The following is a 16,970-nucleotide window of genomic DNA, read 5'->3' as shown; positions in this document are numbered from 1 at the left end:
TTTCTCATTTTCTTTGAAGACCTGTTAGCAAGTCTTCGCCTCACACAATATATACTTTATGCCGATTGCTACAGTCACAATCACCTGATTCCACATTAATTCAAATCCCGATCTTTCGTCAAGAACTTTCTTTCCCATATTTAAATCTCAGGTGATGCCCGTAGCGCAGCATGCCACTGCTGCGGAGGTGGAGAGATGTTTGTCGGTGAACGGGTGAGGGGGCATGGCATCACCCCTCCACTAATTTCGTGACCGATCCACAAATCTGAAAACCATCCTGCGGACATGAACCGACGGGGACGTCGGTAATTCCATATCATGGGACGCCGACGTCCCCGTCGGTGACACCAAAGACCTCTGATTCTCCCTAATGCCCGGATAAAGCAGCGTAGTAATGTGGAGGAAATTGAACAGCCTCGACCAGTGTTTCCCGCCTTCTCAAACTTTTCTATTGCCATAATTTCGCCCTCTCAGAAAATTGGCTTTCGAAATAAAAACAAAGGAGGTCGCCATGATCCAGTATTTCAAGATCGCGGGAATGCGTTTTGCTCCGGCAATCACGCACAATGAGGCATTTTGGATACACTTGGAGAACCCGGACACGGATGAGATCAAAAAGTTGATCGATCTCTATCATCTCCCGGAAGATTTTATCACCGACCTCCAGGACTCCGATGAGAGCAGCCGCATGGAATATGAAGACGGCGCGACGCTGGTCATCGTGCGCGTTCCACTCTATTACAAACACCGTTCCGCCACCCTTTCATTTGCCACCGCGCCTTTGGGAATCATCGCCGTGCAGGAAAAACTGATCACGGTGTCATTTTTTGAAAACGAGGTGCTCACCCAATATCTGGAGTGCAAGCACCGCCCCTTCATCATCACGCAGCAAAGCTTTCTTTTGCATATCACCCTGCGCTGCGCCGTCTATTTTCTCAAGTTTCTCAAAGAGATCAACCGCCGCACGACCAACATCGAAAACGAGCTGCATCAATCCTTGCGCAACAAGGAATTGATCCGTTTGCTACGCATGGAAAAATCCCTAGTCTATTTCTCCACCTCGCTCAAATCCAACGAGCTCATCCTCGAGCGCATGCAGCGTTCGCGCTGGCTCAATCTGGATCCAGAGGCGGAAGATCTTATCGAAGACGTCATCATCGAAAACAAACAGGCGATCGAAATGGCAAATATCCACAGCAGTATCCTCAGCGGCATGATGGATGCCTTCGCTTCGATCATTTCAAACAATCTGAACGTCGTGATGAAGTTCCTCACCTCGATCACGATCATCCTGGCGCTGCCCACACTGATCGCCAGCATCTATGGAATGAACGTGCATCTGCCCTTTCAGGAACACAGCTATGCCTTCGCGATCGTGATGGCGGTGTCCGTGTTGCTTTCCATTCTTCTGGTGCTGATCTTCATCCGCAAAAAGTATTTTTAGGAGCATTGAGCATGTATAAATTAAGCGTAACCGACAGTTTCAGCGCCGCCCACAGGCTCTGCGGCTATGAAGGAGCCTGCAAAAATCTGCATGGTCACAACTGGGGAGTGCGGGTCTGCATCATCGCCAGCGAGCTTGACGAGATCGGCATGGCGGTGGATTTTGGCGTGATCAAGAAACTGCTCACCGGCATCCTCGCTCCGCTCGACCATGCTTATTTGAACGATGTTGAAGAGCTTGATGGGGTGAATCCCACCAGCGAAAACCTGGCAAAATATGTCTATGAACGCATGCAGAAAGAGCTTGAAGGGCAGCCCGCAAGCGTGAGCTTTGTCGATATCTGCGAATCTGAACGCTCCAGCGTGGTGTATTCAAATGATTAGAATTGTGGAATCCTTCTATGTGAAAAGCGCGATCGAGCCGGCTGACTATCCCGCTTCCGCCTATCCGGAATTTGCCTTCGCCGGTAGAAGCAACGTGGGCAAATCCACGCTCATCAACCTGATCACCAATCATCATGGACTGGCAAAGACCAGCGGCACACCTGGCAAGACGCGGCTGTTGAATTTCTTTTTGCTGCGTTGGAAACAGGATGAGCCGCCGGTGCAAGGATTTTTGCAAGTGACTGACCTGCCGGGATATGGCTTTGCTGATATCAGCCTCGCCGAGCAGGAAAAATGGCGTAAAATGATCAGTAAATACCTGGAGCAGCGCGAGCAACTGCGCAGCATCATCGTGCTTGTCGATATCCGCCATCCCGCGGATGGAAAAGACGTTCTGATGCTGGAACTGCTGCGTCTGCGCAATATCGATCATTGTGTCGTAGCCACCAAGGCGGATAAAATCCCCAAGACGAAGATAGCCAGGACATTGGCGATTCTGCACAAGGGTTTGGGGCTCAGAGACGAAACAATGTTTGCCGTTTCCTCGCTCAAAAACACCGGATTTGAACCACTGCTTGCCTGGATTTACGAAAGACTGAATTAGGCGGGCTGGATGCATTTTGATTACGACGTGATCGTCGTCGGTGCCGGGCACGCTGGTATTGAAGCTGCTTTGGCAGCCTCTCGGCGTGGGGCAAAAACGGCAGTTTTTGTGATCAAGATCGAATCCATCGGCAGAATGAGCTGCAATCCTTCCGTCGGAGGTCCTGCCAAGGGTCATCTGGCAAGAGAAATCGACGCTTTGGGTGGGCAGCTTGGCTATGTGGCGGATCTCACTGGCATCCATTTTCGCATGCTCAACCGCAGCAAAGGACCGGCGGTCTGGGCTCCGAGAGTGCAAAACGATCGGGCTCAATACTCATCATTAATGCACCGGTTAATCGAAGATCAGGCTGGCTTGCACGTCATCGAAAGCGTGGTGAGCGAGTTGATCATCGAGGGCGCGGAAGTGAAAGGTGTAAAAACTTCCATCGGAAGGACTTATCGTGCGCCGAAAGTGATTCTGGCGACGGGAACTTTCCTGCGCGGTCTCATCCACGTGGGCAAATATGCCATTCCCGGAGGACGCAGCGGTGAGCCTTCCGCGGAGGAACTATCCGTATCTTTATGCGGGCATGGATTGAAGGTGGAAAGGTTTAAAACCGGCACTCCGCCGCGTATAGATCTGCGTTCTCTGGATTATTCCAAGCTCGAGGAACAAGCCGGGGACGCAAACCCCGAGGGCTTTTCCTATTACAGAGACGTGGTTCTGCGCAATCAGGTTTCATGTTTGATCACCCACACGACGCCCGCCACGCATGAGATCATTCGTGCCAATCTGATGGAATCCTCGCTTTATGGAGGCATCATTCAGGGTATCGGACCGCGCTATTGCCCTTCGATCGAAGACAAGATCGTCAAATTTCCCCTGCGCGAGAGGCATCAGATTTTCATTGAACCGGAGGGAATCCACACCCACGAGGGTTATGTCAACGGCATTTCCACAAGCCTGCCGCCCAATGTGCAGGAAATGATCGTGCACAGCATTCCGGGAATGGAAAAAGCGCGTCTGATCCGCTATGCCTATGCGATTGAATATGATTACGTCTCTCCCGAGGAGATTTCTGCTTCGCTGGAATGCAAAAAGATCAAAGGACTGTATTTGGCGGGACAGATAAACGGCACCTCCGGCTATGAAGAAGCCGCCGCGCAAGGCATCATGGCGGGGATCAACGCCTCCCTTTCGTTGGAAGGAAAGGAGCCGCTCATCCTCGGACGCAGCGATGCCTATATCGGGGTTTTGATCGATGACCTCGTAACTTGCGGAACGAATGAGCCTTACCGGATGTTCACATCCCGCGCGGAATATCGCCTTTTATTACGACAGGACAACGCGGATGAGCGTATGATGCCAATCGGTCACGAGCTTGGCTTGGTTTCGGATGTCCGATGGCAACGTTTTCAAAGCATGCTGGAGATCAAGCACCGGGAACTTGAACGCCTCAAGGGCGAAAAATGTAAGCCTCATGCCGCTCTTAAAGAGCCGCTCAAATATGCCGTGTTGCTCAAACGACCGGAGCTAAAATTCTCCGATCTATGCAATTACGGATATCAGCCTGCGGGTGATCTGAGCGCGGATATCGCCCGCCGCATCGAACTTGAGATCAAGTATGAGGGCTATCTGAAGCGCGCGGCTGAAGAGCTTGAGCGTTTTTCCTCCGCCGAAGAGCTGGTTATTCCGGATGAGATAGACTTTTTCGGCATCGATACCATTGCCTGGGAAGCGCGTGAAAAGCTTTCCCGCATCCGCCCGCGCAGCATCGGACAAGCAATGCGCATCCCCGGAGTGAACTATACGGATACCGCGGCGCTTTTGATCTGGCTGCGCAAAAACCGCCATCACCTCAAAAAGAACTGTGTATGAGATACTTATCCTTGCTATCCCTGCTGCTGATCCTGCTTGTTTCAGCTTGCGCGAAGAACCGCGCGCCTTTGCAGAAAGATATTGTCCCGCCGCAACATCTTGCTTTCGACGCACCGGGCTGGTTGTGGGAACTCCCGGCTGGGGGATATGTGATCGGTATCACTTATGCGGATAACTTCTATTCGGATGGCGCGGTTGATTTTGCCAGGGACTTTGCGGCAGTCTCGCTTTCGCGCAATCACAGCTCCTACATCGTGGACAAGGAGATCGTGCTTTCGCTCGCCATGCAAGAGGAGATCGATTGGGCGAAGATATCCTTCAACGTCGTGGTGAGCAGCGATATAGGCTTTCTCTATCGAGCTTCCGCGGGCTTGAAGATGATCGATAGCTATGAAATAAACGGCTATCTGATCGGGCTTTTTGGTTTCATCGACGGCTCGGTCAAACCTGAAAAGCTCTCCATGAATTCAACCAATATCCCGGATTGGAGCGCGTCCCACAGCGTATATACAAACGGGAAAACGCTCTACAGCGTGGCAAGCTCGCATCAGGCGTCTTTGATGGATGCCTGGAACATGGCACAGGAGCTGGCTTTGCGGCAGATCGCCCAATACCGTTTGCAAAACGTGGTTGCGGTCGTTCGTGCCACAAATGACATCATGCAGCGAAACATTGCCATCGAGACTGTCACCCGCAGCCAAAACGTCTATTTAGACAAGAGTTTCATCGCCCCGTTCAAGCAGGATAACATCGTGAGCTACAAGGTTTTCCTCCAACTCAAGAGTGTAAAATAAGCATGAAAGCGATCGCCATCATCCCCGCCCGCTATGCCTCCACCCGCTTTCCCGCCAAGGCTTTGGCTTTGATCGGCGGAAAACCGATGATCAGGTTGGTTTATGAAGCTGTTTTGAGCTGTGAAATATTCTCTGAGGTGATCGTCGCCACGGACAGCACCGAGATACTGAACTGCGTCAAATCCTTCGGTGGCAAGGCGTTGATGACCTCTGAACACCATCTGAGCGGCAGCGACCGCATCGCCGAAACAGCAAAAGATTTGGACGCGGAGATCATCGTCAACGTGCAGGGCGACGAACCGTTCATCGACAGGGATTGTCTTTCCAGCCTACTAAATGTCTTCAAAGACGAAAGCGTTCGCATCGCATCCCTAATGACCAGGATTACTGATCAAAGCCAACTGATGGATCCCAATTGCGTCAAAGTAGTCACTGATATTAGTGGAAACGCCATCTATTTTTCCCGCTCGCCGATTCCCTTCAATCGGGATAAAGCGGATGTTATCGGCTATTTCCGTCATATCGGCGTCTATGCATATCGCCCTGAAGCCTTGTTTCTTTTTGTATCCCTTCCCCTGGGAAAACTGGAACAAATCGAGAAGCTGGAACAACTTCGCGCTCTTGAAAACGGCATCCCCATCCGCATGGTCGAAACTGCCTATCAGGGCGTCGGCATCGACACTCCCGAAGACTTGGTCAGCGCAGAGCAACTGCTTATCAGCCAAAGAGCTAAATCATGAGCAAGAGAGTATTTTCCCTTGTTTTATATTTTTTCCTGAGCACGATCCTCTTTTCTGTGCCCCTCAGGATCTTCCACACCAACGACACCCACGGCGCCTATCAAAGCCGTAGGTTCGGCAGCGGAAACAATATGCACACGCTTGGCGGCTACCTGGCTCTGGAACAACATCTTACGCACTTGCGGAAAGCCGCCGCTCGCTCCGTCTATCTGGATGCCGGAGACCAACAAACCGGCACCGTCTTTGCCGCATTGAAACACAAAGGCGCAGTTGGCGGAGCCGTGATCGAGGTCTTCAACCGTCTGGCGCTCGATGGCACCACCTACGGCAACCACGAATTTGACCACAGCCTGGATAATCTCAGACGCCTAATCGAATTGGCAAATTATCCCTTCATCAGCACTAATCTGTTAGAGCATGAAAGTGGCAAACCCTATGGCGGAAACCCCACCCACATCATTGAACTCGATTCGCTGAAAATCGGTATCATGGGACTCACCCTCTCCGATCTTGCCGAAAAGGTCAAGATGGAGAACGTCAAGGATATCAGCATCTTGGATTATAGGAGCGCCATCGATCTCTACCTCGGTGATCTGGATAAAGAGACCGATCTCATTATTCTGCTCACTCATATCGGCTTTGAGGCGGACAGCCTGCTCGCCACGCAATTGGACGATCGCGTGGATATCATCATCGGAGGACATACACACACCCATATCACAGAGCCCAGGCTGATAAACGGCATCTATATCTTGCAAGCAGGCAGCTATTTGAGCCACCTCGGCTATGCCGATATCGAGGTTGTGGACGACCGCGTTGTATCTTTTACCAATGCCCTTGTTCCGCTTTTAACAAACTTTCCCGATATTGGCGGTTTCATCTCGGCTTTCGTGAGCGAGAAATCGATGCAAATCGAGGATGAGCTGGGTAAAGTCATCGGCGTTCTGCCTTTTGACTGGATTCCGGACAAATACGTCGAAACGAACGTCTCCCGCTGGATGGCAAAGGCTCTCAAGGATGAATTCGCCGATCCCTACCTGCCGCACATTGCCATCATCAACAATGGCGGAATCCGCAAATCCGTTCCTGCGGGAAAGATAACCCTGAAAGATATGCACGAAGTGCTGCCCTTCAACAACAGCGTTGTGCTCTTTTCCTGCACCGGAAAAGACCTGCTGACCTTTTGGGAACTGAATAATCTGCACAAAATGCAGCGCCCCTATGATATCTGTCAGACCAGCGCGCCGGGTTGGATTCCCGAGTATTGCAAACATTGGCACGATTGCGATCATGGCTGGTTTGACATGGGCGGCTATCGTTTGGAACACGACGCAGTCTATCGCGTGGTCTCGCACGACTATGTCCTCGGGCAATGGGAAAAGTATCTGGGATTCAAGCCCTTCGATGCTTATGACACCGGCATTCTTTTCCTGGACACCATGATCAATCAGGTGCAAAAACAGTTCCCAATCAAGGAGTAACCAAGCCATGAAACTCTTTGCAGATCAAGCCCGCAAGCCGATAATCGTCATGCTGCACGTGCAGGCATTGCCGGGAACGCCAAAACACCGCCACTCCATGAGGGCGATTATCGACCATTTATTGGAGGAAACTCATACCTATCAAGAACATGGCGTTGATGCCATGTTGATCGAAAACATGCACGACGTTCCATACTCCAGGCGCGTGGTCGGTGACGAGATCATCAGCGCCATGAGCGTGCTGGCACATGAACTGAGGAGGGAAACCGACCTTCCTTTGGGCATCCAAATCCTTGCGGGAGCGAATAAAGCGGCTCTGGCGGTCGCCCATGCCGCGGGACTGGATTTTATCCGAGCCGAAGGTTTCGTCTTTGCCCACGTAGCCGACGAAGGCATCATTCAGTCCGACGCCGCGGAGCTGCTGCGCTATCGCAAATATCTGGGTGCGGAGGAGATAGACATCTTCACAGACATCAAGAAAAAGCATAGTTCGCACAGCCTGACACAGGATATCTGCATCGGGGAAACCGCGTCCGCTGCGGAGTTCTTTCTCTCCGATGGAGTGATAGTAAGCGGAAACAGCACCGGCAAGGCTTGCAATATCAAGGACTTGGATGAAGTTTGCAAAGCCTGCAAGCTCCCCATCCTGATCGGCTCCGGCATCACGACCGTGAATCTGTGTGAATACTGGGAGCTCGCCGACGCCTTCATCGTGGGTTCGCACTTCAAGGTGGATGGATTATGGTCAAATGCCCTTTCCCTTCAGAGGATAAAGGCTTTTATGACAGAGGTGGAGAGGCTGAGACCATAGATGGACGCTCCGAGAGGACACATGATCACCTACCTGAAAGCGACCCTGGCAATGCTGTTTTGGGCGCTCACTTTCGTCTGGATCAAGGTGGCGCTGGAGACCTATCGTCCCATCGAGATCGTGTTTTTGCGTCTGGTGCTGGCATCGCTGCTGCTTTTCACGGTGATGCTGCTCAGCGGACATTGGCAGAAGATCAACCGCAAAGATATGCTGCACATGATGTTGGTTTCTTTATGCGAGCCTTTTCTATACTTTCTGGGAGAGGCGAACGGGATGCAGCATGTGTCCGCGACTTTGGGTTCCCTGATCATATCGACGATCCCAATCGTGACTGCCGTGGGAGCCTGGCTTTTCTTGCGTGAAAAGATCTACCCGCTATTGGTCGTGGGACTGATCGTTTCTTTCAGCGGCGTCGCGGTGATGAGCCTGGGCACGGATGATCTTGCCGCAACGACCACCGGCATCCTGTTTTTGCTTCTGGCGGTGATGGCTGGAATGCTCTATGGACTTCTTATTCGCTCTCTCACTTTGAAGTATTCCGCGCTCACCATCGTTGCCTGGCAGAGTTTTTTCGGATTGATCTATTTCGTGCCGGTCTTTTTTATCAACGACTGGTCTCATTTCATCAATCTTCAGCATTCCACAAGGGGGCTCACCACGATCGCGGGGATGTCCATCTTCGCTTCCGTAGGCGCTTTTCTGTTATATACGGGTGTGATCCGCGAGCTTGGCGTGATCAGAGCAAACATCTTCACCAATCTGATCCCGGTGTTCACCGTGATTCTGGCTTTTCTGATCCTCGGAGACCGGCTCAACACGCAATCCAGCATAGGTTTGGCACTCACTCTGACGGGCTTGGTTATTTCCCAATACCGGGACTTGCAACGTCTGCGCCGGCGGTTTTAGTTTGAAATGAGCCATTGCTGTGGAATGTTTTCTGCTTATACTTTATTGATATTGATAGACAAATAAGTGGAGGTATTGATGCGTAGCCACGCAAAGATGCTGATGATAATGATCGCGCTCGCTCTGGCAGGTATGCTGCCGGGCACACAAAGCGTAAAGTTCTCCCTGGATAAAGCATCGCTCAAACCTGGCGAAAAGGGCATTCTGCGCGCAACTTTGAGCATTCCCGAAGGCAAAAAGCAATCCCACGATCCCAAGGACCTGGAGAGCTCCTATTTCTACCTGATCGGAGAAAACTCCTCGCTCAGTTTCGGCAAACATCAATATCCCAAACCGGACAAAATCTCCGAAGATGGATTCTGGGAATATTACAAAAGCCTGACGCTCACGCTTCCATTCACCGTCAAAGCCATAGCCAAAGCTGGAAAGACGGAAATCAAAGCCGAAATGAGCTATGGTCTCTGCCATGCCATTAGCGGGTTTTGCGATCCGCCGGTAGAAGCGCTTGACAAGGTCAGTCTGGAGATTCTGGCTGCGGAAGAAGTGCCGCTTGCGCCAAGCACCGAAACCGGATCCGAAGAGAAAACTCCATCGGAGCCGGACACCACCGAAAGCATCGAATTGACAACCGCGGAAACGCTGCCGGAAACGGAAGTCCCCCCTGCCGGCACCACTACAAAAAGCATCATCTTCTATATGCTGATGGCGATCCTTGGCGGCATCGTGCTCAACGCCACTCCCTGCGTGCTGCCGATCCTTCCCATCCGCGCGATGAGCATGATCAACCAGGCGCAGAAAGATATCACCAAACTCTTTCTGCACACGATGATCTACACGCTCGGAGTGCTGCTTTCCTTTGGCTCGATCGCGGCTGCTTTCGTCATCGCGCGGCTTTCGGGAGTCAACCTCACCTACGGATTTCTCAATCAAAGCCTCACTTACAATCTGATCATGCTCAGCATCATCTTCGTCTTCGGACTCTCGCTTTTGGGCGTCTTCGTGATGAACGCACCAGGACAGAACACCGCCAGCAAAGCCACTTCGCGTAAAGGTTATACCGGCTCTTTCTTCTGGGGAGTGTTTGCCTTTTTGATGGGCTTTTCCTGTATGGGCCCCTTTATGGGTCCTGCTCTGGAAGTGGCGGTCAGGCTTTCCTCGCCTCTGTTGGTGGTATTTTTTCTGCTGATTGGTCTCGGTTTCGCCCTGCCTTTTGTGATCATCAGTATGTATCCAAGGGCGCTGAAATGGATCCCCAAGCCCGGCGAATGGATGAACATCTTCAAGGAATTGATGGGCTTTGTGCTTATGCTGCTCGTCTTCAAATACTTTTCAACCCTCTGGGGGCTAACGAGAAGCGGCGCTTACCTGCTCTCCGTGAGCCACTATGTGATCTTTCTCGGTTTTGCCGCCTGGCTCTATGGCAGATTTGTGCGCATGGAACATTCCAAGGCGGTTCAGTTCATATTCACGCTCCTCGCCGTTGGCGTGATTGCCCTTTCTGCATATACCTATCTTCCCTTCATGGAAGAAACCAAGGTGATCCAAACCACCGGAGATTTGCAGCCTGCCGATCATGATGGCTGGTATGTGTTCAGTCCGCAGCTTTTTGACAAGCTGCAGGCGGAGGGGAAACCCGTCTTTTTAGACATCGGTGCGGACTGGTGCGCAAACTGCAAGGTGAACGAACGCAAGGTCTTGCATCAGGATGACATCATGCGGGAGTTTGCGGAAAAAGGCGTGGTATTATTGAAGGGAGATTTCACCCGCAAGGATCCCGTGCTGCTGGATTGGATACAAAAAGGCGGCAGCATCGGCGTGCCCTTCAACGTTTTATATATTCCCGGTAAGTCGCCGATCAAGATGAGCGAGCTTTTCAGCAAGTCCGACATCCGCAAAGCCCTTGAACAGATACCTCTCAAGGAGGCAAATTGAGATACTCCATCCTTGCCCTCGCCATACTCGCATTAATGGCTTTTGGGTGCGATAGGTTCAGCCACGACTTTCTGCCACCGGTCGGGGTGGATTTTGAAGCGGCGTTTTTCAGCCCTCTGCAAACTGGTTTTGACAACGCCACGCCCACCAATCTCACTCCCGTGATGCAATTTTATGCCGATGATTACCTGCATTTTGGCATCAACAAAGGAGAGCGGGAAGATTTCTATCAAAACATCCTGTCTTTGAACCCGAACGCGAGCATCGAAGTGACCATGCAAAGCGCACAGACCCAGACGGATAGCACCGCCATCGTGAATTGGAGACTGAAGATCAGCTCAGCGGCAGACAAATCAGTGCTGATCGACAGCACCTTCGTTGGCGAGCGCTTGGTCAAACGAAATGGAAACTGGCTGCTCAGAGGCAATCAGATCGATTGCGATTGCCCCACCGTGAAACAACGCGTCATCCTTGAGTATTTCAGCTTTCTCGGGTGTCCAAACTGCCCCGTGGTGGACGCACTGCTCCACGATCTTCAGGCTCAGTATCCAAACCAGCTTTCCTATCTGGAATACCACATCAGCGGACCCGCCACCGTCCCGGGAGACAACACTTTCGCTTACTACGGTTATTCCAGCGTGCCGGCAGTAGTGTTTCAGGGGCAGAGCAAACTCGTCGGCAGCAATCCCGACGTCCTCGATCTCTATCAACCCCTGATCGCTTCTCTGATCGAAATTGACAGCCCCATGTCCTATCAGGATATCGGATACAGCATCATCGGGCAGACGATCAACGGCTCGGTGCGAGTGATTCCTTTATCCAACGACTTCGGCTTTGCCCAGACCTATCTCACTTATGTGCTCATCGACCGCGTTTCCACCTACAACAATGTGTTAGGCATCCCTCTGAAAAACCTCGTGCTCGCCAAGGGCAGCATCGATATTAGCACCTATAACATCGAACTGCCGATAGATTTCACCCTGGTTTCCAGCAAACCGATTCCGGATGACGCCTCGCTGGTGATCTATGTCCAGCGCAAGCCCTCGCCCTTTGCAAACGACGCCGTGATCTACAGCGGCGTGGAATTTCCCCTTCAAGTGAAGAAATAGGAGCCAACATGAAAGTTTCTTTGATATTGATCACACTATGCCTCATCGCGGGCTTTGCCTTTGCCGAAGCGATGCCCGATTTCCGGCTGCCGGACATCAATAACAAAAACGTGACCCTTGCCGATCTCTTGGGCAAGGGTCCCATCCTGATGGATTTCTGGGCGGATTATTGCACACCCTGCAAAAACTCCATGCCCTATCTGAACGAGCTTGCCCTCAAATATGACTCACTGACCGTGGTGCTCGTTTCCATCGACGCACCCAAGGGCGTCAACAAAGCCAAGAACTATCTCAAAAGCAAGAACTTCAAGTTTGTCACCCTCTTCGATTCCGAAAAAACCCTGGCGAAAAAACTCAATGTCACCAATCCTCCCCACACCTTCATCCTCGATAAAGAGGGCACAATCGTCTATTCCCATCTGGGCTTCGAACCCGGCATCATCGAGCATTACGACAATCATATCCGCGTGTTGCTGAATCTCGACACCGAGGCGGAATGACGATGCGAAAACAGATATTACCGCTGTGCATGATCTTCCTTCTCGGCGGAATGCTCTTTGCCCAAAACGTCCCCAGCCTGAGCGGATTGAACGAGGCTAAGTTTGTCTATCGCAGCGTGGAGGACTCCCTAAGCGTCTATTTCCGCGATTCCTTTGCCTTCAATCTGGGCTACCGGGATTTCAGCTTCGGTATGAAGTTCATCGCCGAACTGCCAAAGTATTCAACCAGCCAGAGCGAGCTTTTGGAAGATATCGATCCCACGCGTCTCCAATTCGGCTGGAAAGAACTGTATGTCAATTACAACAAAGACGCCATCCTGATCCATGCCGGAACGATCGAAGAGACCTTTGGCAGCGGCATCGCGCTGCGCAGCTTCCAGGATATCGAGTTTGATACGGATCAGCGTCTCACAGGCTTCAAAGTGCGCTATGATGAAGTCCTCCGGCTCAAAGCCCTCTACGGAGCAATCGAAAGCCCCACCGCAGCCGGGAAATATGATCTTGCTTATGGAATCGATGCCGAATATCCCTTGCATGACGCGCTTTCCATTGGCGGCAGCGCTGTCGGCATGCGCAGTTTCACCCCATTCAACACTTACAACCAAAGCGAAGTCTTCAGCGGCAGGATGAGATACAACATCGGCATCGTCGAAATCTATGGCGAATATGCCACCCGCGAACTCTACAAACGCGGTTTTGGGCTTTCAGCGATCAGCGGCAGCGCCCTCTATGCTGACGCCAGCATCACACTTGATAGAATCCAGTTCGGCGGCGCGTATAAGAATTATGACCAATTTCAGTTCCGCCTGCAGGACATTCCCCTCGCGAACCATCACAACGAAACCCTCTCGGACAACCAGGGTTCCGCCATCGACGAAACAGGATTTCAAGGCTGGACGACCTTTTCCCCCGCCGAAAACATCAGCCTGAATCTGGACTATGCAGAAGCCTGGAACAAAGACGAGACCAAGAAAATGAACGATGCCCATGCCGCTCTGGATTGGACACAGGGAAACCGGCATGCCACGCTCTCTTTCTCCCACATCGAGAAGCTGGATGAAAACACGGATCACTGGCAGAAAGAACTCAATCCCGCGCTCGCGATTGGTTTCCCCGTCATGGGCAAAAGCATCATCCTGCACAGCGAATTCAAGATAGTCGAAAAACAACAGAACATTATCGCCAACAACCATTATGAGCCCAAGCTGCAAGCCGATCTCGCCCTCGGCAAGACCTCGCTTTCCCTCGGCTCGCAAAGCCGTTGGCAAGACTTCTCATCCATTATGGAAAGTCGTTATTGGCTAAATATGGAAGCAAAATACCGCCTCTACGACCACACCGAAATCGTTCTCTTTGCCGGTAAGGAAGCCGGCGGAAAGGTCTGCCGCAATGGCGTATGCCGCTATGTGGCTCCCTTTTCGGGCTTGCGCCTGGAACTGAACACCAGATTTTGAAATATAGACATTATCCAGGAGATATAACCATGAAATATATAGCCACTATCTTTGCTCTGATGCTGATTTTCAGCGCAGGAGCGGAACCGCACTTCTATCCTCTCACCTCGATCGCCGAAGATTTTGGCGCCACCTGGTGCGGAGGTTGTTTGCTCGCCATCGAAGGCTTGAGTGTCGTGCACGGCAACACCCACAACGGAGAATTTGTCTCCGCGAGGCTTTACACGGAATCCGGCAACCTCAGCAGCCCCAGCGTCGATGCCAGATTCAGTTATTATGATGTCCTCGGCATCCCGGCAGTCATCTTCAATGGTAAAACCCGCGTCGATGGTAGCGGAGACGGCATCGCGGACGGCAGCGTCTATACCGCGGCTTTGAAACCCTATCTCTATAGTGCCTCGCCGCTGAAAATGAATATCACGGATTTCAGTGCCGTCAACGGACGGATCACCGGAAACGTGGAAATGCTTTCTACCACGCTCTCCATCGTCAATCAACAGCTCCATCTCTATCTGGTGGAAGATAACGTCTCGGAGGGAATCACAAACGTGACCAGACAAGTCGTCAGCCTGCCGCTAAACCTCTTCGGAGCCGGAAATACAGTTACTTTTGACCAATATTTCACTATAAATCCCGCCTGGAACGCAAACAATCTTTGGGCGCTCGCCTTTGTCCAAATCGAAGACGCCGCGATCCTGCAAACCGCTCACACATTGCCACTTCCGCAATATAACTTCCGAGCCGCATTTGATTGGGACGCAAACATCGTCGGCAATGCGGGACTGTTTGAATCGCCCGCTTTGTGGTTCTTCAATCTGGGACAATCGGACAATTATATAATGCAAATCGTGATCGATTCTGCTCCTGAAGACTGGTATTTCAATTATTGCGGCGAGGACGGAAACTGCTATCCGGGAAATCTCCCCATGCCCTTGAATCTCCTCTCCGGGGGCAAAGTGGCTTTTCATCTCAACCTCTGGATCGGCTCCAGCGGGATCGGAAACTTCCGTTTTGTGTTATCTTCCCCCAATCTCGGCACCTATTCGATCCCCTTCCGCTTTCGCACCAGCGACGTGAGCGCAAATGACGATCATTATATCTCTCAACCAACTCTGCTAAAGGGAAACTATCCCAATCCCTTCAATCCTTCCACCACGATTGATTATCAAATCCCGGCAAAAGGGAATGTCCGCTTGGAGATATACAATATGAAGGGTCAAAAGGTTCAGACCCTTGTCAATGAGTTAAAGACCTCCGGTAGCCATAGCGTGGTCTGGAACGGTATCGACCAATCCGGGCACAGCGTAGTTAGCGGAGTATATTTCTACCGTTTGGTAACTGAAAATAACACAATTACCAAGAGGATGCTCTTGCTAAAATGAGTGAGGAATGGTGATGGACAGAAGGGATGTTATGTACGCAAGGGATACAAGCGCGGATAGAAATATTGACAACAAGAGAAGCGGTTTTTTTGCTTGATAATAACTAAAGGAGAGCCGTAAAGCTCTCCTTGATTAGGATGCCGGACGGGATTTACTACCTCCCCGGCAGTCCCCATCCTTCACAGCGGGTAGTCACTCAGGATGGTTCACATTTTACATGATAATCAGTTTCCTTTTTTTGTCAAGTTCTTTTCCCATCTCCGTCTTTCGAAGCTGAGGCAAGGGAAAAACTAATTGACAGATATTCCTGAAACAATTTGTTAGACTTTGTGAGCTTTTGCTCAGATATTCTGTTCAGTATTTGTGAGGAAAAATGACAAAGAAAAAAATGAACCATGTTGTGAAATCGCTGACATTGGAGAACATAGGTTCGATTAAAAAAGCAAGTATAAACTTTGGTGATCTGACTGTTTTGGTTGGTCCTCAAGCTACAGGGAAAACCGTATTTTTGCAATTTCTTAAACTATTTGAGGATATCAATAATATCGTTTATACCTTGAGGGATAATGACAAATACTGGGATAAGGATTTAAACAGGTTTTTACAGATTTACTTCGGCGAGGGTATGGATTTTCTTATTAACGACCAGTCTATCATAACGGTAAATGAAAAGAAGCAAGATATAAACAAATTTATTAACAAAGCTTACGGGAGGCAAGATTTAAGCTGTTTCTACATCCCTGCACAACGGTATATTACTCTTGAAAATGGTTGGCCACGGGCTTTTAAGAATTATATAGAGAGCATGCCGTATGCTGTCCGTGAGTTTGGTGATGTGCTTAACGCCAAGCTATTACCTTATAGGCAAAAAAAGATACATCTCTTTCCTATGGAAGGGAAACTCAGCAAGGCTTTGAAAAATAATCTGGAGACATCGATATTCGCAAACTCCACTTTGTCTATTAAGCAAGATATTGGTAGCTATAGAATCGAACTTTCACCCCATGGAGGTAGTGAATCCATCCCCCTTAATGCTGCTTCTGCAGGTCAGAGAGAGTTTATACCTTATCTGTATGGCTTGTATTATCTGTTGCCGGCCGGGAGAATGCAAACTACTGGCGGAGTGCATACAGTAATAATTGAAGAGCTTGAAATGGGGCTGCACCCCAAAGCTATCGGAGATGCCTTTCTTACGGTTTTAGACCTCTTAAGCCGTGGCTATAGAGTTGTGATGTCAACCCATTCGCCAGTAATGATAGATTACGTTTGGGCGTTTGTTGAGTTCCAAAAATGTGAAAAGAAGAACAAATCGATAGAATCATTTATTTGCGAATTGTTCAAAATAAATCAATCCCCCTTTACCAGCAGATTAGTAAATATCGAAAAAAAGAAGTTCAGACTCCATTACTTCAAGCCAACTGGTAAATACTCTAATACCAATTCGCTTTCATATATCCAAATTCATCCACTTAAAATAGGTCAGTCTTGAAACCATATCTTTGTTGTTGTCCAGGTATTCAAAGCTATCAATCAGGGCATTCTGTACTTCATCCATTGACCCGTAGGCCGT

At 50.4% G+C, this 16,970-nt stretch carries 15 protein-coding genes; all 15 read left to right on the top strand.

From position 1 onward, the window contains the following. The first annotated feature begins 511 nt into the window (after positions 1-511). The 15 genes from Q8M98_01060 (at position 512) to Q8M98_00990 (ending at position 16,889) form a co-directional block, all read left to right on the top strand. Complete coding sequence (locus tag Q8M98_01060; GenBank protein ID MDP3113339.1) at positions 512-1,444, top strand: magnesium transporter CorA family protein; 933 nt, start codon at positions 512-514, stop codon at positions 1,442-1,444. 11 nt (positions 1,445-1,455) lie between these two features. After that, complete coding sequence (gene queD / locus Q8M98_01055; protein ID MDP3113338.1) at positions 1,456-1,827, top strand: 6-carboxytetrahydropterin synthase QueD; 372 nt, start codon at positions 1,456-1,458, stop codon at positions 1,825-1,827. Then, entirely contained in the window at positions 1,820-2,431 is a 612-nt protein-coding gene (gene yihA / locus Q8M98_01050) for a ribosome biogenesis GTP-binding protein YihA/YsxC (protein MDP3113337.1), read from the top strand. Before queD ends, yihA begins: the two co-directional genes overlap by 8 nt. 9 nt (positions 2,432-2,440) lie before the next feature. Next, the gene (gene mnmG / locus Q8M98_01045; GenBank protein MDP3113336.1) at positions 2,441-4,291 is read left to right on the top strand and encodes a tRNA uridine-5-carboxymethylaminomethyl(34) synthesis enzyme MnmG; all 1,851 of its coding nucleotides are present in this window, start codon (positions 2,441-2,443) and stop codon (positions 4,289-4,291) included. Then, positions 4,288-5,085: a hypothetical protein gene (locus tag Q8M98_01040; GenBank protein ID MDP3113335.1), complete on the top strand. Its 798-nt coding sequence runs from the start codon at positions 4,288-4,290 to the stop codon at positions 5,083-5,085. Before mnmG ends, Q8M98_01040 begins: the two co-directional genes overlap by 4 nt. 2 nt (positions 5,086-5,087) lie before the next feature. Then, complete coding sequence (gene kdsB, locus Q8M98_01035; protein ID MDP3113334.1) at positions 5,088-5,825, top strand: 3-deoxy-manno-octulosonate cytidylyltransferase; 738 nt, start codon at positions 5,088-5,090, stop codon at positions 5,823-5,825. Next, positions 5,822-7,306, top strand: coding sequence for a bifunctional UDP-sugar hydrolase/5'-nucleotidase (locus Q8M98_01030; GenBank protein ID MDP3113333.1), 1,485 nt, complete (start codon positions 5,822-5,824; stop codon positions 7,304-7,306). Before kdsB ends, Q8M98_01030 begins: the two co-directional genes overlap by 4 nt. A 7-nt stretch (positions 7,307-7,313) precedes the next feature. Continuing rightward, a complete protein-coding gene (locus Q8M98_01025) occupies positions 7,314-8,117 on the top strand; it encodes a BtpA/SgcQ family protein (protein ID MDP3113332.1) in 804 nt (267 codons plus the stop codon). Between the two features lie 21 nt (positions 8,118-8,138). Continuing rightward, a complete protein-coding gene (locus tag Q8M98_01020; GenBank protein ID MDP3113331.1) occupies positions 8,139-9,023 on the top strand; it encodes a DMT family transporter in 885 nt (294 codons plus the stop codon). A gap of 78 nt (positions 9,024-9,101) precedes the next feature. Continuing rightward, positions 9,102-10,955: a thioredoxin family protein gene (locus tag Q8M98_01015; protein ID MDP3113330.1), complete on the top strand. Its 1,854-nt coding sequence runs from the start codon at positions 9,102-9,104 to the stop codon at positions 10,953-10,955. Further along, complete coding sequence (locus Q8M98_01010) at positions 10,952-12,064, top strand: hypothetical protein (GenBank protein ID MDP3113329.1); 1,113 nt, start codon at positions 10,952-10,954, stop codon at positions 12,062-12,064. The genes Q8M98_01015 and Q8M98_01010 overlap by 4 nt, the downstream gene beginning before the upstream one ends. An 8-nt stretch (positions 12,065-12,072) precedes the next feature. Further along, positions 12,073-12,564, top strand: coding sequence for a TlpA disulfide reductase family protein (locus Q8M98_01005; protein MDP3113328.1), 492 nt, complete (start codon positions 12,073-12,075; stop codon positions 12,562-12,564). Positions 12,565-12,566: 2 nt separating this feature from the next. Next, positions 12,567-14,018: a DUF6029 family protein gene (locus Q8M98_01000; GenBank protein MDP3113327.1), complete on the top strand. Its 1,452-nt coding sequence runs from the start codon at positions 12,567-12,569 to the stop codon at positions 14,016-14,018. Positions 14,019-14,047: 29 nt separating this feature from the next. After that, positions 14,048-15,400, top strand: coding sequence for a T9SS type A sorting domain-containing protein (locus Q8M98_00995; GenBank protein ID MDP3113326.1), 1,353 nt, complete (start codon positions 14,048-14,050; stop codon positions 15,398-15,400). 373 nt (positions 15,401-15,773) lie between these two features. Next, entirely contained in the window at positions 15,774-16,889 is a 1,116-nt protein-coding gene (locus tag Q8M98_00990) for an AAA family ATPase (protein MDP3113325.1), read from the top strand. Positions 16,890-16,970 lie beyond the last annotated feature (81 nt).

The organism is Candidatus Cloacimonadaceae bacterium, assembly GCA_030693415.1.
GTDB lineage: Bacteria > Cloacimonadota > Cloacimonadia > Cloacimonadales > Cloacimonadaceae > JAUYAR01.
Note: the sequence above shows the minus strand (reverse complement) of the source record. Positions and strands in the feature narration are given on the sequence as shown.